The organism is Corallococcus interemptor (genome assembly GCF_003668875.1).
Classification (GTDB): Bacteria; Myxococcota; Myxococcia; order Myxococcales; family Myxococcaceae; genus Corallococcus; species Corallococcus interemptor.
The window spans coordinates 10975-36418 of sequence record NZ_RAWM01000091.1; the positions used below are offsets into that span (position 1 = coordinate 10975).

A 25444-nucleotide genomic window follows, 5' to 3' on the forward strand; every position below is an offset into this window, starting at 1 on the left:
CACCGCCTTCAACGCGGTGCAGGAACCCTTTGCATGCCGGGGGGGACACGCCTAGAAGTTGCGTCATTCCGGCACGGAAGGACGGCAACGCACATGACGGACAGTTTCGGCACCAAGGCCCAGCTCAAGGTGGGCTCGGCGACCTACGACTATTTCAGCCTGGCCACGCTGGCGAAGGCGCACCCGGCGGTCAACCGCCTCCCGTTCTCGCTGAAGGTCCTGCTGGAGAACCTGCTGCGCAACGAGGACGGCCGCGTCGTCAAGCGCGAGCACATCGAGAAGATGCTCGCCTGGGACCCCAAGGCCACCCCGGAGACCGAAATCTCGTTCCACCCCGCGCGCGTCCTGCTCCAGGACTTCACCGGCGTGCCCGCCGTCGTGGACATGGCCGCCATGCGCGAGGCCCTGGCCTCCATGGGCGGCGACCCGGCGAAGATCAACCCGCGCAACCCGGCGGACCTGGTCATCGACCACTCGGTGCAGATTGATTCGTTCGCCACCACCGCGGCCTTCAAGGAGAACGCGGAGCTGGAGTTCGAGCGCAACCGCGAGCGCTACGCCTTCCTGCGCTGGGGCCAGAGCGCGTTCAAGGGCTTTGGCGTGGTGCCGCCGGACATCGGCATCTGCCACCAGGTGAACCTGGAGTTCCTGGCGCAGGTGACGTTCCGCCAGGGCAACACCGTGTACCCGGACACGCTGGTGGGCACGGACAGCCACACGACGATGATCAACGGCCTGGGCGTGGTGGGCTGGGGCGTGGGCGGCATCGAGGCGGAGGCGGCGCTGCTGGGCCAGCCCATCACGATGCTCATCCCGCAGGTGGTGGGCTTCAAGCTCACCGGCAGGCTGCCCGCGGGCGCCACGGCCACGGACCTGGTGCTCACCGTCACGCAGATGCTTCGCAAGAAGGGCGTCGTCGGCAAGTTCGTGGAGTTCTTCGGCGAGGGCCTGAAGGCGCTGTCGCTGCCGGACCGCGCCACCATCGCGAACATGGCCCCGGAGTACGGCGCCACCATCGGCTTCTTCCCGGTGGACGAGGAGAGCTGCAACTACCTGCGCTTCACCGGCCGCCCGGATGACGCGGTGGCGCTGACGGAGGCGTACGCCAAGGCGCAGGGCCTGTGGCTGAACGCCGGCGCGCCGGACCCCGTCTTCAGCGACACGCTGGAGCTGGACCTGGCCACCGTGGTGCCCAGCCTCGCCGGCCCCAAGCGTCCGCAGGACCGCGTGCCCCTCAAGGACATGAAGGCCGGCTACGAGAAGTCCCTGGTGGAGATGCTGGCCGCCGGCAAGAGCAAGGGCGAGGACGACGAGGGCCCCAAGGGCGGCGCCAAGGCCCCGGTGGCCCCGGAGCGGCTGGCCCAGTCCGTCACCGTGAAGGCCGGCAAGCAGAGCTACCAGGTGGGCCACGGCGCGGTGGTCATCGCGTCCATCACCTCCTGCACCAACACGTCCAACCCGGCCGTGCTGGTGGCCGCGGGCATCCTGGCGAAGAAGGCCGTGGAGAAGGGCCTCAAGCCGCAGCCCTGGGTGAAGACGTCCCTGGCCCCGGGCAGCCGCGTGGTGACCGAGTACCTGCGCGACGCGGGCCTGTTGCCCTACCTGGAGGCCGTGGGCTTCCACGTCGTGGGCTACGGCTGCACCACCTGCATCGGCAACTCCGGCCCGCTGCCGGAGGCCGTGTCCAACGCGGTGGTGGAGGGTGACCTGGTGGTGGCGGCGGTGCTGTCCGGCAACCGCAACTTCGAGGGCCGCATCAACCCGCACGTGCGCATGAACTACCTGGCGAGCCCCCCGCTCGTGGTGGCGTACGCGCTGGCCGGTGAAGTGGGCCGCGACCTGGACAACGAGCCGCTGGGCACGGACCCCAACGGCCGCCCGGTGTTCCTCAAGGACATCTGGCCGTCCAACGAGGAGATCAAGGAGACCATCCGCACGGCCGTGAAGCCGGAGCAGTTCCGCAGCCAGTACGCGAACGCCATGGAAGGCGACACGCTCTGGCAGCAGCTGCAGGTGAGCAAGGGCTCCACGTTCAAGTGGGATGAGAAGTCCACCTACGTGCGCAAGCCGCCCTTCTTCGAGAACCTCCCGAAGGAGCCCAAGGCCGTCCAGGACATCAAGGGCGCGCGCGTGCTGGCGCTCCTGGGTGACTCCGTCACGACGGACCACATCTCGCCCGCGGGCAACATCGCGAAGACGAGCCCCGCCGCGAAGTACCTCATGGCGGAGGGCGTGGAGCCCAAGGACTTCAACTCCTACGGCGCGCGCCGCGGCAACCACGAGGTGATGGTGCGCGGCACCTTCGCCAACATCCGCCTGAGGAACCTGCTCGTCCCCGGCGTCGAGGGCGGCGTCACGGTGCACATCCCCACGCGTGAGCGGATGAGCATCTACGACGCGTCCATGAAGTACCAGGCGGACGGCACGCCGCTGGTGGTGCTGGCCGGCGCCGAGTACGGCACGGGCTCCAGCCGCGACTGGGCGGCCAAGGGCACGCAGCTGCTGGGCGTGAAGGCCGTCATCGCCAAGAGCTTCGAGCGCATCCACCGCTCCAACCTCGTGGGCATGGGCGTGCTGCCCCTGCAGTTCGAGGCGGGCCAGGACGCGCAGTCGCTGGGCCTCACCGGCCACGAGACGTTCGAGATCACCGGCATCGCGGACGGCCTCGCCCCGCAGAAGAAGCTCACCGTGAAGGCCACCGGTGAGAAGGGCCCCATCGAGTTCACGGCGCTGTGCCGCATCGATACGCCGAACGAGCTCGACTACTACCGCAACGGCGGCATCCTCCAGTACGTGCTCCGCCAGCTGGCCAAGGCGTAAAGGCGCGTCACGTTGGAGTCGCGGCCCGGCCGCCCTCGCTTCACGGGAGGGTCGCCGGGCCGTCGTCTTTTCCTACTCCGCGCGCAGGCGCGTCCAGGCGGCCACGTAGCGCGACAGGCGCTCGGCGTCCTTGGGCGTCACGTCCTTCAGGCGGCGCACGTCCATGTTGTCCTCCAGGTCCGCCAGCTTCACGCGGCGGGCCAGGGGGTGGGGGCGCAGCCTTTCGATGAAGGCCTCGTAGCTTTCGCCCTCGCGCTTCGTCAGGCAGTCCAGCGCGGAGAGCACGTCCTCCGGGTAGCCCAGGCCGCGCAGGCGCTCCAGCGTGTAGGGCGTGTCCTCCACCACGTCGTGGAGGATGGCCGCGGTGCGCTCCGCGTCCGACGACAGGCGCAGCATCACGCGCAGCGGGTGGAGGATGTAGGGCTGTCCTGCCTTGTCGCGCTGACCCTGGTGCGCGGCCACCGCCAGGGCGATGGCGTCTTCGAGCGTGGGCATGGGCGGAAGCTTCGCACGCCTTCGGGGACGACGGCGGACGACGGCTCAACGGTTGAGGTTGCCGGAGCCCGTGCCGCCCGCGGACTGCGCCGTGTAGGCCTGGCCGCCGCCGTTGTACTGGAGGATGCCCTCCACCGCGAGCGCGTTGGGGTCCAGCTTGTTGGTGTCCCCCCGGCGCGGAATCAGCGTCTCGCTGATGCAGATGGCGCCCACCACCACCTGCTGATCATTGTCGCGGTTCCACTCCGGGGCGAGCGGCTTGAACTCGTCCTCGTTGTCCCGGATGTAGAGGTACACGTCGTCCTTGCCGTCGCCGTCCAGGTCCGCGAACAGCGCGGGGTTGACCGCCTTGATGGCCGTGCGGCCCAGCGCGGTGCGCGGGTCCGCGGGGGACGCGTTGGTGGGCGAGCGGATGGGGTCGTAGACGGACGGCGCGCTCAGGAAGGTGTTCCACTTCCCATAATTGCGGCCGAAGTAGCCGCGCGCCAGCTGCAGGCCGCTCTCCGCGCAGCCCTGCCGCTGGCCCGCGCGGGCGAAGGTCACCGCGCGCGTGCGCTCGCTGCTGGCGTAGGCCATGACGCCCGCCACCAGCCCCAGGAGCACGGTGACGAGCAGCACGACGAGCAGCAGCGTGGCGCCGCGAGCGGAACGGTGGGACGAAGGGCGCGGGGGCATGGCGGTGGGCCTCATGAAGGACGGACTCACAGGCTGGCCGAGGCCAGGTTGGGCAGCTCCGCCCGGCGCGAGAAGAGGCTGCGGAAGTAGCCGTCCGCGGCGCCCGGGGCCGGGGTGTGGTTCTCCACCGTGAGGGGCAGGTCCTCGGAGAGCACGGCCTCGCTGCGGTTGTCGCGCCGGGGCGTGCGGCCGGTGGCCACCACGCTGACGCGCACCGAGCGCAGGCCCGGCGTGAACTCGGGCTTGAGGCCGTTCTGGAAGGCGTACCTGGTGGGGTCTCCGGTGTTCGCGGCGTCCAGGCCGAAGGCCACCTGGAAGTCCTCCACGTAGTCCTGCACCACCACCGGGTCGCCCATGTCCACGAAGGGGCGGCCGGACACGTCGTTGCCGGGCCGGCCCTCCGCGCGCATCAGCGCCTTGCGGCCGTTGTTCACGTTCGTCCCGATGAAGAAGTGCAGGAGGCGCACCGGGTACACCAGGTCGCCCTTCTGGAAGCCGCCCTTGTGGGGCGCGTTGGAGAAGCCCGGCACGCCGGTCTCCAGGTAGTTCACCGTGGCCGTGGGCGGCGTGCTCGTCACGGACGTCTGGGTGAGCAGCGCGGCGCTCTTCATGTTGCTGGCCACCATCATGGGGTTCGCGGGCGGCGCGCCGCTGGGCGCGCCCACGCAGTTGACCTCCAGGGAGCCCGTGCCCGGCTTCACCACCGTCATCGCCGCGCCCGGCGCGCAGTCGCGGCCCAGGTAGCTGCGGTCCGGTACCACCAGCCACAGGTCGTCGCTGCCGTCGGTGGCGGGCACGTTGCCCGTCGTGGTGGAGGCGAGCACGCCCGAGCTCGCGCCGTCCCCGCCGAAGACGGGGTTGATGCGCTGGGGCGCCCCGCTGGAGACCACCCAGAGGCCCTCGGACATGCCCGCGCCGGCCTGGCGCACGGCCGACAGCAGCGTCTCTCCGGCGAGCCGCGCGTGGTCATGGCTGTCCGCCACGTGCTCCGTGTTGTGCACCACGCGCCCGCCCGCCATCAGCAGGGCCGTGGCCGCCGCCAGGATGATGGTGGCGAGCGCCGCGGCCACCATCGTCTCCAGGAGCGTCATGCCGCGCGGCTTCATAGGACGAACACCTCACTGTGCACGACGGCGCGCTCCACGCTGTCGTTCTTGCGGTACGCGCGCGTCCAGAAGGTGAAGGGCAGGGCGCCCGCGGGGACCATCGCCTGGGCCGCGGGCGGCAGGTCCTTGGGCAGGCCCTTCGTCACCAGGATTTCGCGGCAGTAGACGTCCTTGGGCAGCAGCGAGTCCGGCGTGGAGGCCAGGCAGGGCGTGCCCGCGGGCACGTCCAGCGCCGGCTCCACCTGGCCCGTGGGGCGCACGCGGAAGTAGGCGCCGGTGCCCACGTCGCCCGCCTGGGGCGCGCTGGGGTCCAGCTGCCAGGGCGCCGTGCCCAGGCCCAGCTCCGGCGGGAAGAGGGCGGGCCGCGTGATGGCCTGCGCCGCCAGGTCCGCCTTGGACGCCAGCCACAGCCGCTGCACGCGCGCCTCCAGCAGCATGCGCCGGCCCTGGAGCACCTGGCCGTCCTTCACGTCGCGGGTGGCGGCCACCATGCCCATCACCGCGCCCACCGCGGCCAGCGACAGGAGGGCCATGGAGATGAGGACCTCCAGGATGCCGCTGCCCCGCCGCGAGGCGGAGCGAGGAAGGGTTCTCATTCGAGCAACCTCTGGCTCCAGTTGAGGAGCTGGTAGAGCACGCCGTTGTCGCCGTCCACGGAGAGCGCCCTGTCGGGGCTGGAGGGGCCGGTGCCGCTCCCGTTTTCGATGCGCGCGACGCGCAGGGCGCTCACCTCCGCGCCCACCACGTAGTCCGTGGACGTTCCGCCGTTGTCGCGGTGGTAGACGGCCACGCCGCCGTAGTTGGCCAGCGTCGCGCCGCTCATGGGCCGGATGTCCGCCTGCGTGGACGGCGTGCTGCCCAGGTCGACGCTGTACGTGTGGCCCCGGACGGAGGCGCTCAGCATCATGGGGTCGTTCACGGACTGCTCCGCGGTGCTGAAGTACGCGGTGCGCCCGGCGATGGTGATGTTGCCGTAGACGTGCTCCGGCGCGGGGAAGATGAGCGGGAAGGGCGAAGGCTCCTGGAGCACGCCGTAGCTGACGGACTCCGTGTGGGCCACGTTCGCGCCAATGGACGTGCCGTCCAGCCGCTTGCCGTCCACGCCCAGGGGCAGCCGCAGGCCGGCGTCCAGCATGAGCGCGTGGAAGCGGCCGCCCACGGTGTCCGGCACCCAGTCCATGCCGGCGGTGCCCACCAGGGCCACCATCTTGCCCTTGAAGTTGCCGAAGGCGGACGTGTCGGACGCGTCGCGCGGGATGCGCGCCAGGCCCACGTTGGTGCTGATGGGCTGGCTGGTGACGGGCAGATTGCCGATGTTCATCGCCGTGTACTTGCAGGGCGTGGCGTCCGTGCACGCGGGGCCCATGCGCGACACGTTGACGTTCATGCCGGTGGACGCGTCCAGCTCCCAGAGCCGGCCCTCCATGTCACCCACGTAGAGGCGCGCGGCGCCGCTCGAGTCCTGCGACACGGTGGGCGCGGCGGGCGCGCTGTTGTCCACGCTGCTGCTGTACGCCTGCTGCCACTGCCACAGCTTCTGGCCGGTGGCCACGTCGATGGCGAACACCTGCACGCCCTTGGCCGGCGAGCCCGGCGAGCCCGTCACCGGCGGCGCGCCGGAGCTGCTGGAGGCGACGAAGACGGCGTACACGGGCTCCAGGCCCAGCCGGCCCACGCCCACGGACAGGCCACGCGAGCCGCCCAGGCCGCTGTAGTCATACAGGCCGCTCGGCTGACGGCCGGGGTCCGAGCGCGGCGGCAGCAGGAAGAGGCTGGTGTCCTCGTCCCAGGTGTACGTCCAGTCCGTGCCGCCCAGGCTCCGGTCCGCCAGCGACACCGCGGAGTGCGGCGCGCTGGACGTGGCGTAGTGGCTGCCCACGATGTGCCACAGCAGCACGGGCTTGAGCGGGTTCGTGACGTCCAGGGCGAACAGGTCGCGCCCCGTCTGGCCCACGTTGGCGACGAGCACCGTGTGCCATTCCCGGCGGCCGGTGCCCACGAAGTCCGCGAACACGTCGAAGACGGCGGGCGCGCTGTTCACCCGCGCGGTGTTGTTGCGCAGGCCCGCCAGCTGCGTGGCCGGCAGGAAGCTCCACAGCTCCGTGCCCGGCTGGGGCAGGTTGCCGGTGCGGAAGCGCTGGGCGAAGTCCGTCTTGAAGCGCGCGCTGGCGTCCGGGTTGGGGAAGCCCAGGTTCTCCACGGGGCCGTCGTAGCGCGCGCCGCCGGAGACGTAGAAGGCGTGCACCTGGCCGTCCAGGCCCGCAGCGTAGGCCACCGTGGGGCGGGCCGCGCCGCGGTCCGGGATGTGCGGGCTGGCCGTGGCCACCACGGGCGAGGAGTGGATGAAGCCGCCCAGGTGCGCCTTGTTGTCCGCCGCGTCGTTGTTGCACTGGGTGAGGGTGGGCTCCAGGATGGGCGTCTCGCTGGCGCCGTCGCGGCCGGACTGCGTGGCGTAGCAGAAGCCGCGCACCCGCTGGAGCATCATCGCCACCGCGTTGAAGTCCGTGTACAGCGCCAGCTTGTTGATGAGCTCGTTGGCGATGCCGAAGTCCGTGCCGCCCAGCTGCGGCGAGTACTGCGTCGCCTGCTGCAGGTCGCAGATGCCGTCCGGGCCCTTCACGAAGTCGTAGCGGAAGGTGCCGTCGCGCGAGGTGGCGCGGCTGAGCTTCAGCACGTCCACGCAGCCGGTGTTGGGCGTGGCGGTGTAGTTGCGGTTGATGCGCGTGCCGGAGACCTCCTCCGGCTGCCAGCCCACCTGCAGCACCCCGTGCGGCGCGGCGCGGCCGGCGCCCAGCGGCGGGTTCTCCGTCACCTCGCCGCCGAAGTAGGTGAAGAGGTTGCGGTCGCCGGGCGCGGGCATGCGCGCGTCCGCGTTCCACAGGGTGCCGTCCGACAGCGAGTTCTCCCCGGTGGACAGCGCGTCCCCGCCAATGAGCGAGTGCGCGCGCAGCGTGCCCGGGTAGTAGGGGAACACCCAGTGCGAGCCCTGCGCGGGCGTGTACGTGTCCGCGCCGGGCGGGTAGCCCGTCACCGCGTTGTAGGACGTCTTGAGCAGCAGGGCGCGCGAGCCGTTGGTGTCGCTGCCGTTGGTGTCGTCCAGCGCGACAGGGGCGGACACGGTGCGCTCGCTCTGCAGCGGTTCGCTGCCCAGGTTGAGCAGCGTGTTGAGCACGATGCGCGTGCCCGCGACGCTCCCCTTGAAGTCGTGGCCCGCCAGGTAGACGACGGTCGCCTTCTGCGGATCATTGTCCTTCTGGTTGAAGGAGAAGAAGTCGTGGCCGCGCTGGGCGTTCGCCGCCACCTGCGCCGGGTTGTCGTACTGGTCGCCGGGGGCGTACTCCTTCCAGCTCACCGCCAGCCGCCGCACGCCGTTCTTGTACGTCGTGCGGTAGTTCTCCGTGTGGCCCGCCACGTTGTTGAAGCGGAAGTCCCCCAGCTGGGAGAAGGGGTCGCCCGGGTTGGGGTAGAGGATGCAGGCGGGGCGGGGCGAGGACTCGTTGCGGTAGTCCGGGTCCGTGCAGTTGCGGCCGTCCCAGCTGGCGCCGCCGGAGAGCGCGTTCTTCTGGAAGGTGCCGTCGCCCTGGAAGCGCGCGGACGGCACCATCGTGCCGTCGGGGCGCTCGGTGTGCTCATAGGACCAGATGCTGGCGCACTCGGCGAACAGGCCGTTGCCGCGCTGGTTGGTGAAGTACGCGATGTTGTTGAGGACGTTCTCCGCCTGGTTGACGGCGCCGTCGCCGTTGGAGCGGTACTCCAGGCGGGTGCTGTTGCCAATCTCCCAGTGCGGCGCCCAGAACACGCGGTAGCGCGGGCGCTGGGTGACGGGGTCCACGGCGTTGAGCAGGCCGTGGGGGTAGGCCGACGTGGAGATGAGGTCCGCGTTGGCGTGGAGCGCGTCGTAGATGAGGCCGGGCCGTCCGCCGTTGAGGGTGCAGCCGCTGGTGGTGCCCTGGGGGCAGCCGCCCGCGCCCGGGAAGTCCAGGCCCGCGTTGCGCAGGTAGTCGTCCAGCATGCCGCCCTTCACGTAGGACGGGTCGCGGGTGTTGTGGTCATCCCGGTCCAGCAGGGCAATCTTCGGAGGCACCCGGTTCAGGCGCCGGCCGATGGGCGCGTTGAACTCGATGGTGGCCTGGTGCATGCGCACGTAGAAGCAGCCGCTGTTGTTGGTGAACGTGTCGCAGTTGCACGTCGTGCGGAACTTCTTCGGCGCGTCCGCCCCGGCGGAGGAGTTCAGGAAGTCGAGCGCGTTCTTCGCGTCCTTCGCGTCGATGATGAACGCGCCGCCCATGTACTGCACGTCGCGGAAGCCGCTGGCGCTGTTGAGCGTCGCCTGCGCGAAGTTGGGCCGCGCCTGGCCCGGGGTGGTGGCGAAGTTCTCCACGTCGCCTTCCGGGAACAGGCCGCTGGAGGGCAGCGCCTCCAGGGGCGGCACCGGCACGACGGGCGCCGCGTCCGCGCGGGAGATGTGGAAGTCGCAGCCGTCGTTCCAGGCCGGGTCGTTCCACCGGCCGTTGTTGGGCGAGGGCGGCAGGTGCTTGTTCGTGGGCACGCAGCGGTTGGGGGACCGCTTCGTGTCGTCGATGGCCAGGTACACCGTCACCGGGTGGTTGGCGTTGAAGCCGCCCGCCTCGTTGGACTGCAACAGGCGCCACACCAGGCCGTAGGCCGACAGGCTTCCGCAGCCCTGCTGGAAGGTGGCCTGCTCCGGGATGATGAGCGCGCCCTGGCTGAAGGTGACGATGTCCGTCGCGGATGCCGGCAGCGCCGTCAGCAGCGCCAGGCCCAGCAGGATTCGCCGCGTCGCGGAAACTCTGGAGGAGATGGGAGCCAAGGGTTCACCGGGGGTAGGGGACCAAGCGACCCCCTTGGGGTCAGGGGTCACCCCGGTGTGTGCACGCGGTGTGCCCTGACGTGGGAGCACGCGTGTGCGGGGAGGGCTCTGGAAAGAAACCGTGTGGCTGTGGGCAAGCGGCGTCAGCAGCTACGCAAAGCTTGCGAGGTCCGCATGTCGTGCATAGCGGTGGCGGACGCCGGGGCGCCCGCTAGTCGCCCAGCCTGCCGCCGCGGCCGGCCTTCTTCTCGGAGGTGCGCTTCTTGTCCTCCAGGCGCCTGCGCTTGGAGCCCTGGGTGGGCCGGGTGGCCTTGCGGACCTTGGGGACGAAGGTGAGGGCCTGCAGGCCCGCGCGCAGGCGGCGCACGGCGGCGTCCTTGTTCTGGGACTGGCTGCGGCGCTCGGTGGCGGTGACGGACAGCTCCGTGGGCGGGTGGCTGAGGCGCACGCCGCTGGCGGTGGTGTTGCGGTGCTGGCCGCCGGGCCCGGAGGCGATGAAGAACTCCACGTCGCAGACCTTCAGCAGGGCCTCGTCGTCCAGGGCGAGCGCCTCCCGGGCGGCCTGGCGTCGTGCGGGAGCGGTGGGAGTGGTCGGCGGCGTCATGGTGGCGTTCCCTCAAGTTAGCGCCGCCGAGACGCCGCCGGTACCCCGCGCCTGACGGGGGACCCCTGACTTCAGTTGAAGTTCAGGTTGAACGTGAAGCCCGTCTTGGCGATGCGATTGAGCTCATCGACGGCCACGAGCTTCACCACGTAGGGCAGCACGGAGAGGGAGCGGTCCGTGGTGACGCGCACCTGCGCGGTGGTTTCGCCCGGGGCCAGCGTGACGGGCTCGATGCCGAGCCGGGTGGTGCTGCTGGGGGTATCCATCTTCAGGGTGAGCGGTCCGGTGAAGCCCTCCGCGCGCGTCACCGTCACCGTCACCTGAGCGGACTGGCCGGCGAAGAGGTTCACCTGGCGGGGCTCCACGGCGATGGAGAAGGCCTCGTTGGGCTCGGGCGGCTCCAGGATGACCAGGGAGATGTTGCCCCGGGCGGTGACGTTGTTGGCGGGGTCCTCCGCCACCAGCTGCAGCGCGTTCACGCCGTAGGACGTGACGCCGCGGGAGACGGTGATGGTGGCGGTGCTGCGGGCGATGGTCTCTCCCTCGGGGAGGGAGAAGTCCGGGCCGAAGGTGACGCCGTCGGGGAGGATGGACGGGCGCACGCGCACCTCGCCCAGGTTGTCCGCGATGCGCTGGATGGCGACGTCATAGGGCACGGAGTCGCCGGGCGCGGCGGTGACGGTGTCCTCGCCTCCCCAGTCCAGGTGGTAGTAGGGCGTGTCGCCGCCACAGCCCAGGGCCAGCGCGCAGGCGAGGACGGCGAGACGGGGGAGGAAACGCGGCATGGGGGCTCCAGGGGTGGCGAAGCGAAGGTTGAGCATGGAGCGGGGGCGCGAGGACCCGCAAGCGGCTCCGGGGAAGACGGGCGTCAGCGGAACAACGAACAGGCCGCGAGATAAGTCCCGACGTGGGCCTCCAGGGACGGCGCCAGGGGCCTCGCGTAGCCGCCGCCCAGCGTGAGCACCACGGGAAGTCCGCGCTCCTTCGCCGCGCGCAGGACGCGCAGGTCGCGCTCGCGCAGCCCCGCGTGGGTGAGCGACAGCCGGCCCAGGGTGTCCTCCTCCAGCGGATCCACGCCCGCCTGGAAGAAGAGCAGGTCCGCGTGCGCGGACTCCAGGACGTGGGGCAGGTGCGCGTCCAGCGTGGCCAGGTACTCCGCGTCCCCCACGCCGTCCTCCAGCCCCAGGTCCAGGTGCGAGGGCTGCTTGCGGAAGGGGAAGTTGTGCTCGCCGTGCATGGAGAAGGTGAAGACGGACGGGTCCCCCGCGAAGACGGCCGCGGTGCCGTTGCCCTGGTGCACGTCCAGGTCCACCACCACCGCGCGGCGGATGGCGCCCTCCGCCTGGAGGACGCGGATGGCCACGGCGATGTCGTTGAAGACACAGAAGCCCTCCCCGTGGTCCGGGAAGGCGTGGTGCGTGCCGCCGGCCAGGTTCGCGCCGAAGCCGTCCTCCAATGCGGCCCGGGCGGCGGCCAGGGTGCCGCCCACGGACGCTCTCGCGTTGTCCACCAGTCGCAAGGACCACGGGAAGCCCAGCCGGCGCAGCTCCGCGTCCGTGAGGCCGCCGCCGAAGAAGGCATCCAGGTAGCGCGCGGTGTGGACGCGCTCCAGCTCATGGCGCTCCGCGCGGGGGGCCTCGTGGAAGGCGGAGGCGGGGAGGATGCCGCGCTCGAGCAGGATTTCGCGCAGCAGGCGGTACTTCGCCATGGGGAAGCGGTGCCCGTCGGGCAGGGGGACCAGGTACCGGTCGATGTGGAAGACGCGCACGGACCCGGGGCGTAACGCCCGCTCCGGAAGGCCGCAACCGGGGGCGTAGAACTTCCGGAAGGCCTGTCCGTTACAGGAGCAGGCGGCGCGAGAAAGCCCGCCTTGCGAAGTCCGTCTCCCGGAGCCCAAGCCATGAACCTGAAGCCCCTCTCGCGGGCCGTCCTGACGGCCGCGCTCGCCACCGGTCTGTCCGCCACCTCCGCCTGGGCCGTCACGCCCGTCAGCGCGCCGTCCGCGAAGGCGAAGCCCGCCGACACGCAGCAGCCCTCCGTGAAGGGCGAGCCCCAGAAGCCCACGCAGGCGCAGGGCCAGGACGTGCAGTCGCAGGCCCAGGGCCCCCGGCCTGAAATCGAGGTGGCCTTCGTGCTGGACACGACGGGGTCGATGGGCGGCCTGCTGGAGGGCGCGAAGCAGAAGATCTTCTCCATCGCGTCGCGCATCTCGAAGGGCAAGCCCACGCCGCACCTGAAGGTCGCGCTGGTGGCCTACCGCGACCAGGGCGACGCGTACGTGACGAAGCGCTTCGACCTGAGCGACGACATGGACTCCATGTTCGCGGAGCTGCGCAAGCTGGACGCGAACGGAGGCGGGGACGCCCCCGAGCACGTGGGCCGCGGCCTGGGCGAGGCCGTGTCGCTGCTCAAGTGGAGCCAGGACCGCGAGGTGATGAAGGTCATCTTCCTGGTGGGGGACGCGCCCCCCGCCCAGCGCGAGGCCGCCTGGGACTTCAAGCTCTGGTCCAAGCGCGCGAAGGAGCGCCACATCGTGGTGAACACGGTGCGCTGCGGCTCGGACTCGGACACGGAAGTGTCCTGGCGCTACGTGGCGAAGCTGACGGACGGCACGTTCGACTCCATCGACTCATCGGGCGGCATGGTGGCGGTGGCCACGCCCTATGACGCGGAGCTGTCGCGCGTGAACGCGGAGCTCGCGTCGAAGACGCTCTACGGCGGCCGCGCGGAGGCCCGCGCCATGAACGTCGCCCGCGCGGAGGCGACCAAGGGCATGGCCGCGGAGGCCGTCGCGGACCGCATCAGCTACATGAAGACGAGCCGGGGCGCGGGCAAGAGCGCCCCCAGCGCCGGGGCGGTGAGCAGCGCGCCCGCGGCCATCGCGGGCGGCGTGGACCTGCTGGAGAAGCCCGCCGCGCTGGACACGCTCAAGGACGACGAGCTGCCCCAGGAGCTCAAGGGCCTCAAGAAGGAGGAGCAGGCCGCGAAGGTGAAGCAGCTGTCCGCCGAGCGCAAGGCGCTGGAGGAGAAGGTCGCGAAGCTGGCCACCGAGCGCGACCAGTGGCTCACGAAGAACGCCCCCGCGAAGGAGGACGCCTTCGACGCCAACGTGATGAAGAGCGTGAAGACGCAGGCCGCGAAGTTCGGCGTGACGTACTGAAGCGCTACTCGCGCGTCACCGCCCGCAGGACAACCTCCCGGCGCTGCTCCAGCAGGCGCATCGCCAGGGGGCGCGTCCCCAGGTAGACGCCGAAGTGGAGCAGGGCGCACCCGAGGATGAAGGCCACGGACTGCCAGCCGGGTCCGTCCTTCCCCGCGGCCCGCAGCGCATGCCCAAACGGCATGCAGCCCACGCTGGCCGCGAGGATGCCCAGCATGGACGCGGTGAGGGGGATGCGGTCGCGGCGCTTCAGGCTCGCGTGGAACTTCACCGGGAAGTACAGCGACAGGAAGTTGCCCGCGGCCAGCAGCATGGGCAGCACCGCCGCCACCGCGGCCATGGCGCACAGGAAGTCCACGAGCGAGCCCGTGCCGAAGTACACGCGGTAGAAGGCGCCCACCAGGAGCGCCATCCCCAGCGCGGCCACGCCCTGCACGCGGTTCTTCGCGCGCAGCACGTCCGCCAGGTTCATGGGCGCGGCCAGGAACACCGCGAAGCCGTGGCCGTCATACGCGAAGGTGTTCTGCGAGAACGTGGACGCGATGACCACCGCGCCATAGATGCTCAGGCCGCCCATCACCCACGCGTCCGCGCTGCCGCCCAAGAGGTACACGAAGAGATCCCTGCCGGAGAGCAGCTTCAGCAGGATGGCCAGGATGAAGGGCACCGACGCCAAGAGCCGCGCGCGCGGGTTGCGCCACAGGTCCAGCACCTCGCGACGCAGGAGGGTGTCGAAGCGCGACTTCGTGGTGGCGAACGGGTCGCTGTCCTTGCCGTCTCCCCGGTCTCCGCCGGAGCGGCCCCCCGCCTGCCGGTGGAAGCGCATCAGGAGCGCGTACGCCACGCCCATGCCCAGGGCGGTGAAGAACAGCAGGCCAAAGGCCTCCAGCATCGCGATGCCCACGCGCCCGTGCGCCAGCTGTCCCAGCCCGTCGCCGAAGAAGCCCGGCGGCACCTGGCTGAGCGCCACCGCCGCGTTGACGATGAGGCTCATGTCCAGCGCGCCCACGCCCGCCTCGCCCACGCTGGTGAGCCACGACGTGTCGATGGGCGGGATGAACGACGCGGCCACGAGGAAGGCCACCATGCCGCCGCCCATGATGCGCGCGCTGTGCTTCTCCCTCAGCACGTTGATGACCGTGTAGAGGCCCACGCGGCTCCACGCCGCGCAGAAGAGCGCGAACAGCACGTAGAGCACCGCCGCCAGCCACGGCGAGGCCAGCCGGTGGCGCGACGCATAGCCCACCGCCGCGCCGGTGAGGGGCGCGTAGAACACCAGGGCGCGCGGCTCGAAGAGGCTCGCCACCGTGGAGCCCATCAGCAGGCGGAACGGCGAGATGGGGAACGCGGCGTAGCGCGACAGCTCCGAGTGGTCATCCACGCCCGCGGACAACAGCGGCCACGTCACCCAGGTGGCGGCGGTGACGAAGCACAGCAGGTTGAGGATGAAGTACGGCCACACGTTGCTGTGCACGATGAGCGGCAGCCGCATCAGCTTGAAGAAGCTCAGGCCCAGCAGCACGCCCGGCGCGCTGGAGCCCACGAACGCGGCCACCGCGAGCAGGCGGCTCTTCCCCGGGCCCTGGTTGAGGCCCAGGTGCAGGCGCAGGCCCCAGAGCAGCAGGAGGTGCTGGAAGAAGCCGGGGACGGCCGGACGCGGGCGGCTCACGCGGACTCCCGGCGCAGCGGCATCACGTCCGCCGAGGGCTCGCCATAGAACGACAGCTTCGCGTTGCGCGCGGCCGGCACGGCGATCAGCTTCTCGAACACCGCCTCCAGCGTGGACACGCCGTGGCGCTGGCGCAGCGCCTCCACCGGGCCCTGATCCAGCATGCGCCCGCCCCGGATGACGCCCGCGTGCGTGGCCAGCCGCTCGGCGATCTCCAGCACGTGCGTGGTGAGCAGCAGCGTCACGCCCCGGCGGGACAGCTCGCGCAACAGCTCGCGGATGACGCCCGCGGCCAGCACGTCGATGCCCTCGAAGGGCTCATCCAGCAGCACCAGCTCCGGCGCGTGGATGAGCGCCGCGGCGATGGCGAGCCGGCGGCGCATGCCCTTGGAGTACTCCGCCACCAGCGCGCCCGCCTTGTACGTGAGCTCCGTCAGCTCCAGCAGCTCCACCGCGCGCGACGCGGCCTCCGCACCGTCCAGCCCGTACATGCGCGCGCAGAAGGTGAGGTACTGGCGGCCGGTGAGGCGCTCGAAGAGGCTCAGCTCCTCCGGCACCACGCCCACGCGCTGCTTCACCTCCAGGGGCTTCGCCACGGCGTCCACGCCGAGCATGCGGATGGTGCCCTGGTCGGGCCCGTACACGCCCGTGAGCAGCGCGATGGAGGTGGACTTGCCGGCGCCGTTGGGGCCGAGGAACGCGTAGAAGGCGCCCCGGGGAATCTGAAGCTCCAGGCCGTCCAGCGCGGTGAAGGTGCCGAAGCGCTTGACGAGGCCGCGAGCGTCGATGGCCAGCTCGGCCGGTTCTGCGGAGGAGGGGGGCGTCATGAAGGACGCCATCACACCATGTCCTCAGGGGCTGCCCACAATCCTCGGGTTGACGGATGGTGCGGCCCGCCGGGCGCTTCCCGGCTCAGTGCACCATGGCCACCTCCGGCGGCCCGACGATCTGCTGCACGGTGGTGCGCACCTTGTCCAGGTCCACCGGCTTGGAGATGTAGCCGGCGGCGCCCACCAGCTCCGCCTCCCACTCGAAGCCGTAGCCGGAGATGATGATGATGGGCAGGTTGCGCGCCCTCGGCATCTTCTTGAGCGCGTCCAGCAGGCCCCAGCCGCTCATGACGGGCATGCGCAGGTCCAGGAGCACGGCGCCCGGGATGTCGTCCTCCAGAAGGTCCAGCGCCTCGCGGCCGTTCTTGGCCTCGATGGTGGCATAGCCCATCTCCTGGAGGGCATCGCAGATGAGCGTGCGGTGACTCGCGTCGTCGTCGACGACCAGGATGAAGTTCGACATGGGCTTGAGCCTCTGGAGTGGCGGCGTCTGCTTGGGGACCGCGATTCTATGGGGTCGAAGATGGGAATGCCCCTTCCATTGCGGAAGGGCCTTCGTTTCTTTTCAACACTCCGCGTAGAGCGACAGCGCATTTGTTCCCAGCACTCCCGCGAGCGCGGCCTCGTCCAGCCCCAGCCCGGCCAGCGCCCGCAGCTCCCGGTCCCACGCATAGGGGATGTTGGGGAAGTCCGTCCCATAGAGGATGCGCTCGGGCCGGATCTCCAGCGCCTTCCTGGGCAGGGGCACGGGGAAGTAGCCGCCCACCGCCATGGTGGTGTCCAGCCAGAGCGTGTCATGGCGCTCCAGGAGGCGGGCGTACGCGTCGAACTCGTCCGCCCCCAGGTGCGGCACGCACAGCTTGAGCGTGGGATGATCCTTCAGCACGCGCTCCACGCGCTCCGCGGCGCACAGCTGGTACGGATCCACCGGATACCGGGCGCTGGACGGCTCCCGCCCCGAGTGCATCACGAGCGGCTTGCCGGCCCGGGCGCACGCTTCGTAGAGCTCATGCAGCTGGGGCGCGTCCGGCGCGAAGGCCTGCACGTGACAGTGCAGCTTCACGCCCTTGAGTCCCAGGGCGAACGCCTCCTCCAGGATGCCCACGGCGCCGGGCTCGCCCGGGTACACGGTGCCAAGCCCGATGACGCGGGGCTCGGCCTTGGCTACCTCCGCCACGAAGGCGTTGAGGGCGCGCGCCATGCCCGGCTTGTGGGCGTAGTGCAGGGCGACCACGCGCTCCACGCCCCGGGAGAGGAGGAAGGACACCACCTGGGGTGTGTGCAGCTTGTAGCGGATGGGCCAGCCGTAGCGGTCGAACCAGCGCCACACCGCCTCGAAGACGCGCTCCGGGAACAGGTGCACGTGCGCATCCACGACGGGCGGCAGGCCGGGGTCCACGCGGGGCCCCTCCTCGTCCGCCAGCGCGGGCATGGGCATCTGGATGCCCAGCTCCCGCCACGTCGCCGCCGGGGACGACGCCAGGCACGGCACCGGCGCGTCGGCGTCGTCGTGAGCGTGCGCCGTCATCCGCCCGTGCCAGGGCCGCCGGAGGACTTCTTCGCCTCGTCGTCCTCGTCCAGGTCCAGGCGTCGCAGGTAGCTGTTGTGCGCGTAGCCCTGGCGCTCCAGCCGCTGCGCCTCGATGGCGTCCGCGACCTTCGAGCACACCTGGCCGAGCATGCGCAGGGACTCGGCGATCAGCCGCTCCGCGTGATCCTGCGCGTTGGCGGACGGAATGATGGGACGGTCGCGTCGGAACGGCAGGGGCAACTTCATCCGCTGGAATCTAAGGGATGCCTCCGCCCCGTGCCACGCGTCACTCCCGCCCCGTCCCCCGGCTGCCCGTCCCCAGACGCCCGGAGACGCCCCGGTTCACGGAGTGTTGACAGCGCGACGCGGCATGGGACCTTCGTCCGAGTTAACCGCGTTGACAGTGCACCACTTTACACTTTGCGCTGGCGCATCCCCCGGGGCACCCCTGTGGACGGCCTTGAGCGGCTGCAACTCGCTGGAATCCCGAGGGGTTTACGAATTTTCAAGCGGGGGGATGACAGCGGGGACATTCGTCTCTACATTGCGACCGTCGGATTTAACTCAAGAGGTGCTGCGCATGGCTTACGACGGCGAGCTTGTGAAGATGCAGAACGGTCGCTGGGCGCGGTTCCAGCGGTGCCAGGTGTACCGGCCGGGCGTGGCGGACGCCGGTGAGACCATGCTCCTGATCGCGGTGGAGCTGGAGGAGCGCTATCAGCAGCTGCTCGACGAGGCGGCGGATTCCCTGGCGGAGTACCGCTCCCAGGGCGTGCCCGTGCAGGTGCGGCTGGCGCCGGACGCGCAGGGGCTCACCCTGCACCCGGAGACCCAGGCCTCCGTGACGGTGAACTAGGTCCCCTTCCGGGATTCCAGGTTGTAGAGCCACGGGCTCCGCGCTCCACCGCGGGGCCCGTCGCATTTACAGCGCTGACAGGCCGGGCGTTGCGTCCACTTTTCAACGCACCGCGCGCCACCCGCACGGGGCGCGAATGGCGCGCTCAGTCGTGGATCTGGAAGAAGCGGGCGGCGTTGTCCCGGGTGACCCGCCGGACGATGCGCTCGGACAGCTTCGCCTTGCCCAGGAGGTTCGCCGTGCGCGCGAGCCCCAGGATGTCCCCCGCGCCGTCGCCCGCGTCCGAGTCCAGCACCAGGCGCTCGCTGCCCAGCCGCCGCACCAGCGTCACCGCCCGGTCCGCCTGGAGCGCCTCCGGGTGCAGGGTGAGGCCGGCCCAGTGGCCCACCTCCAGGATGGTCCGCACCGTGCGCGCGTTGGCGTGGTCCACCAGCGCGCGCGACGGTGCCAGCCCCGACTGGCGCAAGAGCGTGAGGATGCGCCGCGTGTGGCGCTCCTTGTCCTTCAGGGGCGTGTGCACCACCACGCGCAGCTTGAGCTGACGGGCCAGGGCCAGCTGCTCCAGGAAGGCCTCTTCCTCCTCCTCGCCGCCCACGTGCAGGCCCGTCTCGCCCAGGGCCACCACCCGGCCGCCCTCGAAGTAGTCCGGCAGGTGGCTCAACACCTCCGACAGGCCCCGGCGCGGGATGCAGCGCGGGTGCACGCCCAGGGCGGCCCAGGCGCGGATGCCCAGGCGCTCCAGGCGCGGCAGCTGCTTCTCCACCAGCGCGTCGAAGTGCTGGCGCAGCCCCTTGGCCGTGGGCTCCGGGAAGTGGTGCGCCACCACCAGGGCCCGCTCCACGCCGAAGAAGCGCATGGACTCCAGGTCCTGGTCCGTCAGGGCCTCCGGGTGGAGGTGCGCATCGAAGAGCGGGAGCGGCTCGGCCACGGGCGGTGTGTCCCTTCGTCCTAGTCCTGGCCCGTCGCGGCGCCCTCGTTGCGCGGGTCACTGGAGGAATAGCGCAGGTGGGTGCGCGGGTCGCTGTAGACGGCCTCCGCGTCGCCCCAGGCGTCCACCCGGCGAAGCTTGTGGCCCTTGGCCTCCAGCGCGGACTGCGTCGCCGGCTCCAGGCCCCACCTGTCCACCCACAGCTCGTCCGGGAGGTACTGGTGGTGCAGCCGGCCCGTGCCCACCGCGCGCGCCACGTCCATGCCGTGGTCCACCACGTTGCTGATGGCCTGGATGACGGTGGTGGGGATGGTGGAGCCGCCGGGGCTGCCCACCGCCAGCATCACCTGCTTCGGGTCCTCCTTGGAGAACACCAGCGTGGGCGACATGGAGGACAGGGGCACCTTGCCGGCCTGGATGGCGTTGGGCTCGCCGGTGACCAGTCCGTACGCGTTGGGCACGCCCGGCTGCGCGGCGAAGTCGTCCATCTGATCATTGAGGAGCACGCCGGTGCCCTTCGCCACAAGGCACGAGCCGAAGCTGTAGTTGACCGTGGTCGTCATGGCCACCGCGTTGCCGTCCTTGTCGATGACGGAGATGTGCGTGGTGTTCTTCTTCTCCGGCTCCGGCGTGAGCGGCCCCGCGTCCTTGCGCAGCGTGGAGGCGGGCCCGCCCGTCACCGGCGCCAGCAGCGACGCGCTGGGCGTGGCCTTCTTCGGGTCGATGCCGCCCGCCAGGTCCGCGATGTGGCCAGGGGAAGTCAGCCGCTCCAGCGGCACCTGCACGAAGGCCGGGTCGCCCAGGTACTTCGCGCGGTCCACGTACGCGCGCCGCACGGCCTCCACGTAGAGGTGCAGCGACTCCGGGTCGCGGTAGGGCAGCCCCTGCGGGCGCAGCTGCTGGAGCATGCCCAGCACCTGCACCACCGCCAGCCCGCCCGCGCTGGGCGGCGGCATGGTGAGGATGCGGTGCCCGCGGTAGGTGGTCTCCAGCGGCGTGGCCTGCCGCGTCTTGTACGCCGTCAGGTCCTCCTGCGTGAGAAGCCCGCCCGCGTCCTGCACCGTCTTCACCAGCGCCTGCGCCACCGGGCCCGCGTAGAAGGCCTTCGCGCCGCCCTTCGCCACGCGCTCCAGCGTGCGCGCCAGGTCCGGCTGTTTGATCAGGTGCCCCACCGGCGGCACGTCCGGCGTGCCCTGCGCGTTGGGGGTGAGGAAGATGCGCGCGGCCTCCGGGTCCTGGCGCAGGCACTCCGCGCGGCCGGTGGCCATCTGCCGGTACTTGGGCGTCACCCAGAAGCCCTGCTTCGCCAGCCGGATGGCCGGGGCCAGCACCACCGCGGGCTTGAGCTTGCCGTGCCTGGACAACAGCTCCAGGTAGCCCGCCACCGCGCCCGGCACCGCCACGCTCAGGGCGCCGTCCGTGGACAGCCCCGGCACCAGCGCGCCGTCCCTCAGGTACATGTCGCGCGAGGCGCCCTTCGGAGCCACCTCACGGAAGTCCAGCACCTGCGTGCCGCCGGACTTCGCGTCGTGCACCAGCGCGAACCCGCCGCCGCCCACGCCGGAGTGGTAGGGCCCCACCACCGCCGCCACGAACGCCGCCGCCACCGCCGCGTCCACCGCGTTGCCGCCCTTGTCCAGCATCTGGAGCGCGGCCTCGCTCGCGGGCGGATACGCCGTGGCCACCGCACCTCCCCGGTAGGGACGTGCCGCACCCGCCCCGGTCGCCACCAGCAACACCGCGAGTCCCAGTGCGCGGAACAGGCTGTGCCCCGCGGCTCCCATGTGTGCTTTCCCCACCTGTGGACGCCTTTCCTTGTGATTTCCGGCTGTTCCCTAATGCACCATGCGCCGCGCCTGGGCCAGGGTTTCAGCTGGACAACATTTTTATCCTTGGATTGTGAGCGGAAGCGGGGCAGTCTGCGGTCATGTGCAGCAACGGGCGGTCCGCATGAGTCCTCCGAACCCCGTGGAGAACCCGACGTCGGTGACGACGGCGGCCTCCACCCCGGCGCGGCTGACGACGTTCCTGAAGCCGCGCTTCGGCATCACGGTCCAATGCAACACGTTGTGTGTAGCAGTCAGCGCACGCCCGTCCCCGGAAGCCCCGCGATCTGTTTTGAAGTCCGGGCGCGGTTGACGAGTTGATCGGCGGTCCCTAATTCTCCGCCGCATATGACAGCTCTGGCGGCGGTTGTGCTGTGCGCGGGCAAGGGCACGCGGATGAAGTCGGAGAAGGCGAAGGTCCTTCACCCCATCCTCGGCCGGCCCCTCTGCGCCTATCCCTTGAAGCGGGCCCTGGAACTGGGCGCCGCGCACGTGGTGCCGGTGGTGGGCCACCAGGCCTCGGAGGTGGAGAAGTCCATCCGCGCCCACTTCCCGGACGCGCCCCTGCGCTTCGCGCTCCAGAAGGAGCAGAAGGGCACCGCGGACGCGGTGAAGGCGGCGCAGGACGCGCTTCAAGGGCATGACGGCCGCGTGCTCATCCTCTACGGAGACGTGCCGCTCTTGCGCAAGGAGACGCTCCAGGCGCTGCTCTCCGCGCACGACGCGGCGGGCGGGGTGCTGGCGCTGGTGTCCACCACGCTGGACGACCCCACCGGCTACGGCCGCGTCATCCGCGAGGGCGGCAAGGTCGCGCGCATCGTGGAGCACAAGGACTGCACCCCGGAGCAGCGCGCGGTGAAGGAGTGCAACGCGGGCATCTACTCCGTGGACGCCGCCTTCCTGTGGAAGGCGCTGGCGGAGATCAAACCCGTCAACGCGCAGGGCGAGTACTACCTCACCGACCTGGTGGAGATGGCCGCGAAGGTGGGCCCCGTGGGCGCGGTGGACGCGGACGCCACGGAGACCGCGGGGGTGAACGACAAGGTGGAGCTGGCGGCGCGCGCCCGCGTCCTCCAGCAGCGCATCAACGAAGCCCACATGCGCGCGGGCGTGTCCATCCAGGACCCGGCCACCGCGTACATCGAAGAGGGCATCACCATTGGCACCGATACGGAGATTGGCCCCAGCGTGTCGCTGATGGCCGGCACCGTCATCGGCAAGGGCGTCATCATCGGCCAGGGCAGCGTGCTCACGGCCTCGCACGTCGCGGATGGCACCCACATCAAGCCCTACTCCGTGCTGGAGGAGGCGCGTGTGGGCGAGCGCTGCATCATCGGCCCGTTCTCCCGGCTGCGCCCCGCCACGGAGTTGGCAGAGGAAGTGCATCTGGGGAACTTCGTGGAGACGAAGAAGACCCGCATCGGCAAGGGCAGCAAGGCCAACCACCTGACTTACCTGGGTGACGCCAACATCGGCGCGGGCTGCAACATCGGCGCGGGCACCATCACCTGTAACTATGACGGGGTGAACAAGCACCTGACTGAACTGGGCGATGGCGTGTTCATCGGCTCGGACAGCCAGCTGGTGGCGCCGGTGAAGGTGGGGGACGGCGGGTATGTCGGCGCGGGCACCACGGTGACGAAAAATGTGCCTCCTGGGAGCCTCGCTGTGTCCCGTGCGCCACAGGTGGTGAAGGAGGGGTGGGTGGCGGCCAAGAAGGCGCGGCAGGTGAAGGTGAAGGCGGGATAGGAAGAGTGCTCGCCTGCTGATCGGTCGGCGGGGCGGGGTTGGGCGTGAACGGGTTGCCCGTGGTTTGCTCCGGCGGCCGCGGGACGAAGAAAGAGGCAGGAAGAACATGTGCGGGATTGTTGGCTACGTCGGTGACAAGGAATCTGCTCCCATCCTGGTGTCGGGCCTGAAGAAGCTCGAGTACCGGGGCTATGACTCCGCGGGCGTCGCGGTGGTGGGCGGCAACCAGCTCAACGTGGTGCGCGCGACGGGCAAGCTGCGCAACCTGGAGAACCGCGTGGTGCAGGACCTGCCCAAGGGGACCACCGGCATCGGCCACACGCGCTGGGCCACGCACGGCCGTCCCTCCGATGAGAACGCCCACCCGCACACGTACAAGAACGTGGCGGTGGTGCACAACGGCATCATCGAGAACCACCTGGTGCTCAAGGCGGAGCTGCGCGCGCGCGGCCACGTCTTCGCGTCGGAGACGGACTCGGAAGTGTTCGCGCACCTCATCTCCGAGGAGGTGGAGCGCGGCGTGGACCTGCCGGACGCGGTGCGCTCCGCCATCAAGCAGGTGAAGGGCACCTACGGCCTGGTGGTGGTGTGCTCCAACGACCCGGGCCGCATCGTGTGCACGAAGGACGCGTCGCCCATGGTGCTGGGGCTGGGCCAGGGCCAGAACTTCGTGGCCAGCGACGTGCCGGCGCTGCTCGAGCACACGCGCGACTTCGTCTACATGGAGGAGGGCGACCTGGCCGTCGTCACCGCGGCGAAGGTCGACATCTTCAACCGCGAGGGCAAGCTGGTGAACCGCCCCACGCGCCGCATCGACTGGACGCCGATGATGGCGGAGAAGGGCGGCTACAAGCACTTCATGCACAAGGAGATCCACGAGCAGCCCCGCGCCATCGCGGACACGCTGCGCGGCCGGATGCTCCTGACCGAAGGCGACGTCCACTTCGAGACCTGGAACCTCACGCAGGAGCAGGTCCAGTCCTTCACCAAGGTCACCATCCTGGCCTGCGGCACGTCCTGGCACTCGGGCGTGGCCGGCCGGCACATGATTGAGTCCCTGGCGCGGCTGCCGGTGGAGGTGGAGCTGGCCAGCGAGTTCCGCTACCGCGACCCCATCGTGGAGAAGAGCCACCTGGTCATCGCCATCAGCCAGTCCGGCGAGACGGCGGACACGCTCGCGGCCTTCAAGGAAGCGAAGCGGCTGGGCGCGCACACCATGGCCATCTGCAACGTCATTGGCAGCGCGATGACGCGTGAGGCGAACCTGCACGTCCTCACCAACGCGGGCCCGGAGATTGGCGTCGCGTCCACCAAGGCGTTCACCACGCAGCTCGTCACGCTGTACCTGCTGGCGGTGAAGCTGGGCCGCATGCGCGGCACGCTGTCCGTGGAGGCCGCGCAGGAGCACCTGACGCACCTGACCCAGGTGCCGAAGATGATTGAAGACGTCCTCAAGTGCGAGCCGCAGGTGAAGCGCGTCGCGCGCGAGTTCATGAACGCGCAGGACTTCCTGTTCCTCGGCCGCGGCCCCATGCACCCGGTGGCGCTGGAGGGCGCGCTCAAGCTCAAGGAGATTTCCTACATCCACGCGGAGGGCTACGCGGGCGGTGAGATGAAGCACGGCCCCATCGCGCTCATCGACGAGAAGATGCCCGTCGTGGTCATCGCGCCGAAGCAGCCGCACATCGCCTACGAGAAGATCATCGGCAACATCGAGGAGGTCCGCGCGCGCGGCGGCAAGGTGATTGCCATCCTCGACGAGGACGACACGACGGCGGACAGCCTGGCCGACCACGTCGTCCGCATCCCCTCCGCCTGCGCGCTGCTCGCGCCGGTGGTGGCCACCATCCCGCTGCAGCTGCTCGCGTACCACGTGGCGGAGATGCGCGGGAACGACGTGGACCAGCCGCGCAACCTGGCCAAGAGCGTGACCGTCGAGTAGGCCGAGGAGCGCTTCACGGCCTGCACGCCTGAAGCGACAAGAGCCCGGACTCCCTTCACAGGGGGCCCGGGCTTCTTCGTTTCCCGTTGCCCGGTGGAAGGTAGGGGTTTCCCCACTTTGAACCCCACGCCGCGCCCCGGTTACAGTTTCGCCACCGTGTCCGATGCTTTCCGCCCACGTTCGCGCACACCGTCCCCCCACCTGGGAGGGGAGGCGGAGTCCGCGCCGGACCTGGCGCCCTGGGAAGCTCCCGCCGCTCCAGCGGAGCCCGTGGCCCACGGCTCGCCCACTCCGCCCACGGACTCGCCGCTGCCCATGTACCTCCTGGCGCAGCAGGCCCGGCGCGCGGACGGGGACGAGCAGAAGCGCCTGGCCTGGAACCTCAACCAGCTGCTGGAGGAGATGGCGGGGCAGGGCGGGGGC

The 25444-nt window shown here is 70.5% G+C and carries 20 protein-coding genes and 1 pseudogene; 6 read left to right on the top strand and 15 right to left on the bottom strand.

Features of this window, described 5'->3' with window-relative positions:
• The first annotated feature begins 93 nt into the window (after nucleotides 1-93).
• A complete protein-coding gene (acnA, locus tag D7X96_RS26855) occupies nucleotides 94-2820 on the top strand; it encodes an aconitate hydratase AcnA (RefSeq protein ID WP_121771058.1) in 2727 nt (908 codons plus the stop codon).
• Nucleotides 2821-2892: 72 nt separating this feature from the next.
• Here the strand turns inward: acnA and D7X96_RS26860 are convergent, their stop codons facing one another.
• From D7X96_RS26860 to D7X96_RS26895, 8 genes are all read right to left on the bottom strand, one after another.
• Nucleotides 2893-3315: an HD domain-containing protein gene (locus D7X96_RS26860; RefSeq protein ID WP_120550284.1), complete on the bottom strand. Its 423-nt coding sequence runs from the start codon at nucleotides 3313-3315 to the stop codon at nucleotides 2893-2895.
• A gap of 45 nt (nucleotides 3316-3360) precedes the next feature.
• Nucleotides 3361-3990 carry a hypothetical protein gene (locus D7X96_RS26865; RefSeq protein ID WP_120550283.1) on the bottom strand — a complete coding sequence of 210 codons (630 nt, stop codon included), beginning with the start codon at nucleotides 3988-3990 and terminating at the stop codon, nucleotides 3361-3363.
• 26 nt (nucleotides 3991-4016) lie between these two features.
• On the bottom strand, nucleotides 4017-5096 hold the full coding sequence (locus D7X96_RS26870) for a PilW family protein (RefSeq protein ID WP_121771059.1): 1080 nt from the start codon (nucleotides 5094-5096) through the stop codon (nucleotides 4017-4019).
• A complete protein-coding gene (locus D7X96_RS26875) occupies nucleotides 5093-5692 on the bottom strand; it encodes a type IV pilus modification PilV family protein (RefSeq protein ID WP_121771060.1) in 600 nt (199 codons plus the stop codon). Before D7X96_RS26875 ends, D7X96_RS26870 begins: the two co-directional genes overlap by 4 nt.
• Nucleotides 5689-9927, bottom strand: a complete 4239-nt coding sequence (locus tag D7X96_RS26880) for a pilus assembly protein (RefSeq protein WP_120550280.1) — start codon at nucleotides 9925-9927, stop codon at nucleotides 5689-5691. The genes D7X96_RS26875 and D7X96_RS26880 overlap by 4 nt, the downstream gene beginning before the upstream one ends.
• A gap of 211 nt (nucleotides 9928-10138) precedes the next feature.
• A complete protein-coding gene (locus tag D7X96_RS26885; RefSeq protein WP_120550279.1) occupies nucleotides 10139-10531 on the bottom strand; it encodes a peptide chain release factor-like protein in 393 nt (130 codons plus the stop codon).
• Nucleotides 10532-10602: 71 nt separating this feature from the next.
• Nucleotides 10603-11316 carry a COG1470 family protein gene (locus tag D7X96_RS26890; RefSeq protein ID WP_121771061.1) on the bottom strand — a complete coding sequence of 238 codons (714 nt, stop codon included), beginning with the start codon at nucleotides 11314-11316 and terminating at the stop codon, nucleotides 10603-10605.
• Nucleotides 11317-11399: 83 nt separating this feature from the next.
• The gene (locus D7X96_RS26895) at nucleotides 11400-12299 is read right to left on the bottom strand and encodes a histone deacetylase family protein (RefSeq protein WP_120550277.1); all 900 of its coding nucleotides are present in this window, start codon (nucleotides 12297-12299) and stop codon (nucleotides 11400-11402) included.
• Between the two features lie 132 nt (nucleotides 12300-12431).
• Here D7X96_RS26895 and D7X96_RS26900 point away from each other — a divergent pair, with 132 nt between their 5' ends.
• A complete protein-coding gene (locus tag D7X96_RS26900; protein ID WP_120550276.1) occupies nucleotides 12432-13691 on the top strand; it encodes a vWA domain-containing protein in 1260 nt (419 codons plus the stop codon).
• 4 nt (nucleotides 13692-13695) lie between these two features.
• Here D7X96_RS26900 and D7X96_RS26905 read toward each other — a convergent pair whose 3' ends face one another.
• The 5 genes from D7X96_RS26905 to D7X96_RS26925 all read right to left on the bottom strand — a co-directional run bounded on the left by D7X96_RS26905 (nucleotide 13696) and on the right by D7X96_RS26925 (nucleotide 17966).
• Entirely contained in the window at nucleotides 13696-15360 is a 1665-nt protein-coding gene (locus D7X96_RS26905) for a hypothetical protein (RefSeq protein WP_121771062.1), read from the bottom strand.
• Nucleotides 15357-16187, bottom strand: a complete 831-nt coding sequence (locus D7X96_RS26910) for an ABC transporter ATP-binding protein (RefSeq protein WP_120550294.1) — start codon at nucleotides 16185-16187, stop codon at nucleotides 15357-15359. The genes D7X96_RS26905 and D7X96_RS26910 overlap by 4 nt, the downstream gene beginning before the upstream one ends.
• 85 nt (nucleotides 16188-16272) lie before the next feature.
• Nucleotides 16273-16653, bottom strand: a complete 381-nt coding sequence (locus D7X96_RS26915) for a response regulator (protein ID WP_014394116.1) — start codon at nucleotides 16651-16653, stop codon at nucleotides 16273-16275.
• A 102-nt stretch (nucleotides 16654-16755) separates the two neighbouring features.
• Nucleotides 16756-17718 carry an amidohydrolase family protein gene (locus tag D7X96_RS26920; RefSeq protein ID WP_121723617.1) on the bottom strand — a complete coding sequence of 321 codons (963 nt, stop codon included), beginning with the start codon at nucleotides 17716-17718 and terminating at the stop codon, nucleotides 16756-16758.
• On the bottom strand, nucleotides 17715-17966 hold the full coding sequence (locus D7X96_RS26925) for a hypothetical protein (protein WP_120550273.1): 252 nt from the start codon (nucleotides 17964-17966) through the stop codon (nucleotides 17715-17717). Before D7X96_RS26925 ends, D7X96_RS26920 begins: the two co-directional genes overlap by 4 nt.
• Before the next feature lie 334 nt (nucleotides 17967-18300).
• Here D7X96_RS26925 and D7X96_RS26930 point away from each other — a divergent pair, with 334 nt between their 5' ends.
• The gene (locus D7X96_RS26930; RefSeq protein WP_120550272.1) at nucleotides 18301-18576 is read left to right on the top strand and encodes a hypothetical protein; all 276 of its coding nucleotides are present in this window, start codon (nucleotides 18301-18303) and stop codon (nucleotides 18574-18576) included.
• Nucleotides 18577-18721: 145 nt separating this feature from the next.
• On the opposite strand, the gene D7X96_RS26935 is transcribed toward D7X96_RS26930, so the two are convergent.
• Both D7X96_RS26935 and ggt read right to left on the bottom strand, forming a co-directional pair.
• Nucleotides 18722-19504 carry a TatD family hydrolase gene (locus tag D7X96_RS26935; protein ID WP_121771063.1) on the bottom strand — a complete coding sequence of 261 codons (783 nt, stop codon included), beginning with the start codon at nucleotides 19502-19504 and terminating at the stop codon, nucleotides 18722-18724.
• 20 nt (nucleotides 19505-19524) lie between these two features.
• Nucleotides 19525-21288: a gamma-glutamyltransferase gene (gene ggt / locus D7X96_RS26940; RefSeq protein ID WP_121725050.1), complete on the bottom strand. Its 1764-nt coding sequence runs from the start codon at nucleotides 21286-21288 to the stop codon at nucleotides 19525-19527.
• A 390-nt stretch (nucleotides 21289-21678) separates the two neighbouring features.
• Here ggt and glmU point away from each other — a divergent pair, with 390 nt between their 5' ends.
• The 3 genes and pseudogenes from glmU to D7X96_RS39670 form a co-directional block, all read left to right on the top strand.
• Nucleotides 21679-23079, top strand: a complete 1401-nt coding sequence (gene glmU / locus D7X96_RS26945) for a bifunctional UDP-N-acetylglucosamine diphosphorylase/glucosamine-1-phosphate N-acetyltransferase GlmU (protein WP_120550269.1) — start codon at nucleotides 21679-21681, stop codon at nucleotides 23077-23079.
• 106 nt (nucleotides 23080-23185) lie between these two features.
• Entirely contained in the window at nucleotides 23186-25021 is a 1836-nt protein-coding gene (gene glmS, locus D7X96_RS26950; protein ID WP_120550268.1) for a glutamine--fructose-6-phosphate transaminase (isomerizing), read from the top strand.
• A gap of 156 nt (nucleotides 25022-25177) precedes the next feature.
• A pseudogene (locus D7X96_RS39670) lies at nucleotides 25178-25444 on the top strand (hypothetical protein); the annotation flags it as partial.

What these genes read in the sequence shown, in the direction of transcription:
- acnA (WP_121771058.1), top strand. Translation starts at nt 94, where the DNA reads ATGACGGACAGTTTCGGCACCAAGGCCCAGCTCAAGGTGGGCTCGGCG.
- D7X96_RS26860 (WP_120550284.1), bottom strand. Translation starts at nt 3,315, where the DNA reads ATGCCCACGCTCGAAGACGCCATCGCCCTGGCGGTGGCCGCGCACCAG.
- D7X96_RS26865 (WP_120550283.1), bottom strand. Translation starts at nt 3,990, where the DNA reads ATGCCCCCGCGCCCTTCGTCCCACCGTTCCGCTCGCGGCGCCACGCTG.
- D7X96_RS26870 (WP_121771059.1), bottom strand. Translation starts at nt 5,096, where the DNA reads ATGAAGCCGCGCGGCATGACGCTCCTGGAGACGATGGTGGCCGCGGCG.
- D7X96_RS26875 (WP_121771060.1), bottom strand. Translation starts at nt 5,692, where the DNA reads ATGAGAACCCTTCCTCGCTCCGCCTCGCGGCGGGGCAGCGGCATCCTG.
- D7X96_RS26885 (WP_120550279.1), bottom strand. Translation starts at nt 10,531, where the DNA reads ATGACGCCGCCGACCACTCCCACCGCTCCCGCACGACGCCAGGCCGCC.
- D7X96_RS26890 (WP_121771061.1), bottom strand. Translation starts at nt 11,316, where the DNA reads ATGCCGCGTTTCCTCCCCCGTCTCGCCGTCCTCGCCTGCGCGCTGGCC.
- D7X96_RS26900 (WP_120550276.1), top strand. Translation starts at nt 12,432, where the DNA reads ATGAACCTGAAGCCCCTCTCGCGGGCCGTCCTGACGGCCGCGCTCGCC.
- D7X96_RS26910 (WP_120550294.1), bottom strand. Translation starts at nt 16,187, where the DNA reads ATGACGCCCCCCTCCTCCGCAGAACCGGCCGAGCTGGCCATCGACGCT.
- D7X96_RS26915 (WP_014394116.1), bottom strand. Translation starts at nt 16,653, where the DNA reads ATGTCGAACTTCATCCTGGTCGTCGACGACGACGCGAGTCACCGCACG.
- D7X96_RS26920 (WP_121723617.1), bottom strand. Translation starts at nt 17,718, where the DNA reads ATGACGGCGCACGCTCACGACGACGCCGACGCGCCGGTGCCGTGCCTG.
- D7X96_RS26925 (WP_120550273.1), bottom strand. Translation starts at nt 17,966, where the DNA reads ATGAAGTTGCCCCTGCCGTTCCGACGCGACCGTCCCATCATTCCGTCC.
- D7X96_RS26930 (WP_120550272.1), top strand. Translation starts at nt 18,301, where the DNA reads ATGGCTTACGACGGCGAGCTTGTGAAGATGCAGAACGGTCGCTGGGCG.
- ggt (WP_121725050.1), bottom strand. Translation starts at nt 21,288, where the DNA reads ATGGGAGCCGCGGGGCACAGCCTGTTCCGCGCACTGGGACTCGCGGTG.
- glmU (WP_120550269.1), top strand. Translation starts at nt 21,679, where the DNA reads ATGACAGCTCTGGCGGCGGTTGTGCTGTGCGCGGGCAAGGGCACGCGG.
- glmS (WP_120550268.1), top strand. Translation starts at nt 23,186, where the DNA reads ATGTGCGGGATTGTTGGCTACGTCGGTGACAAGGAATCTGCTCCCATC.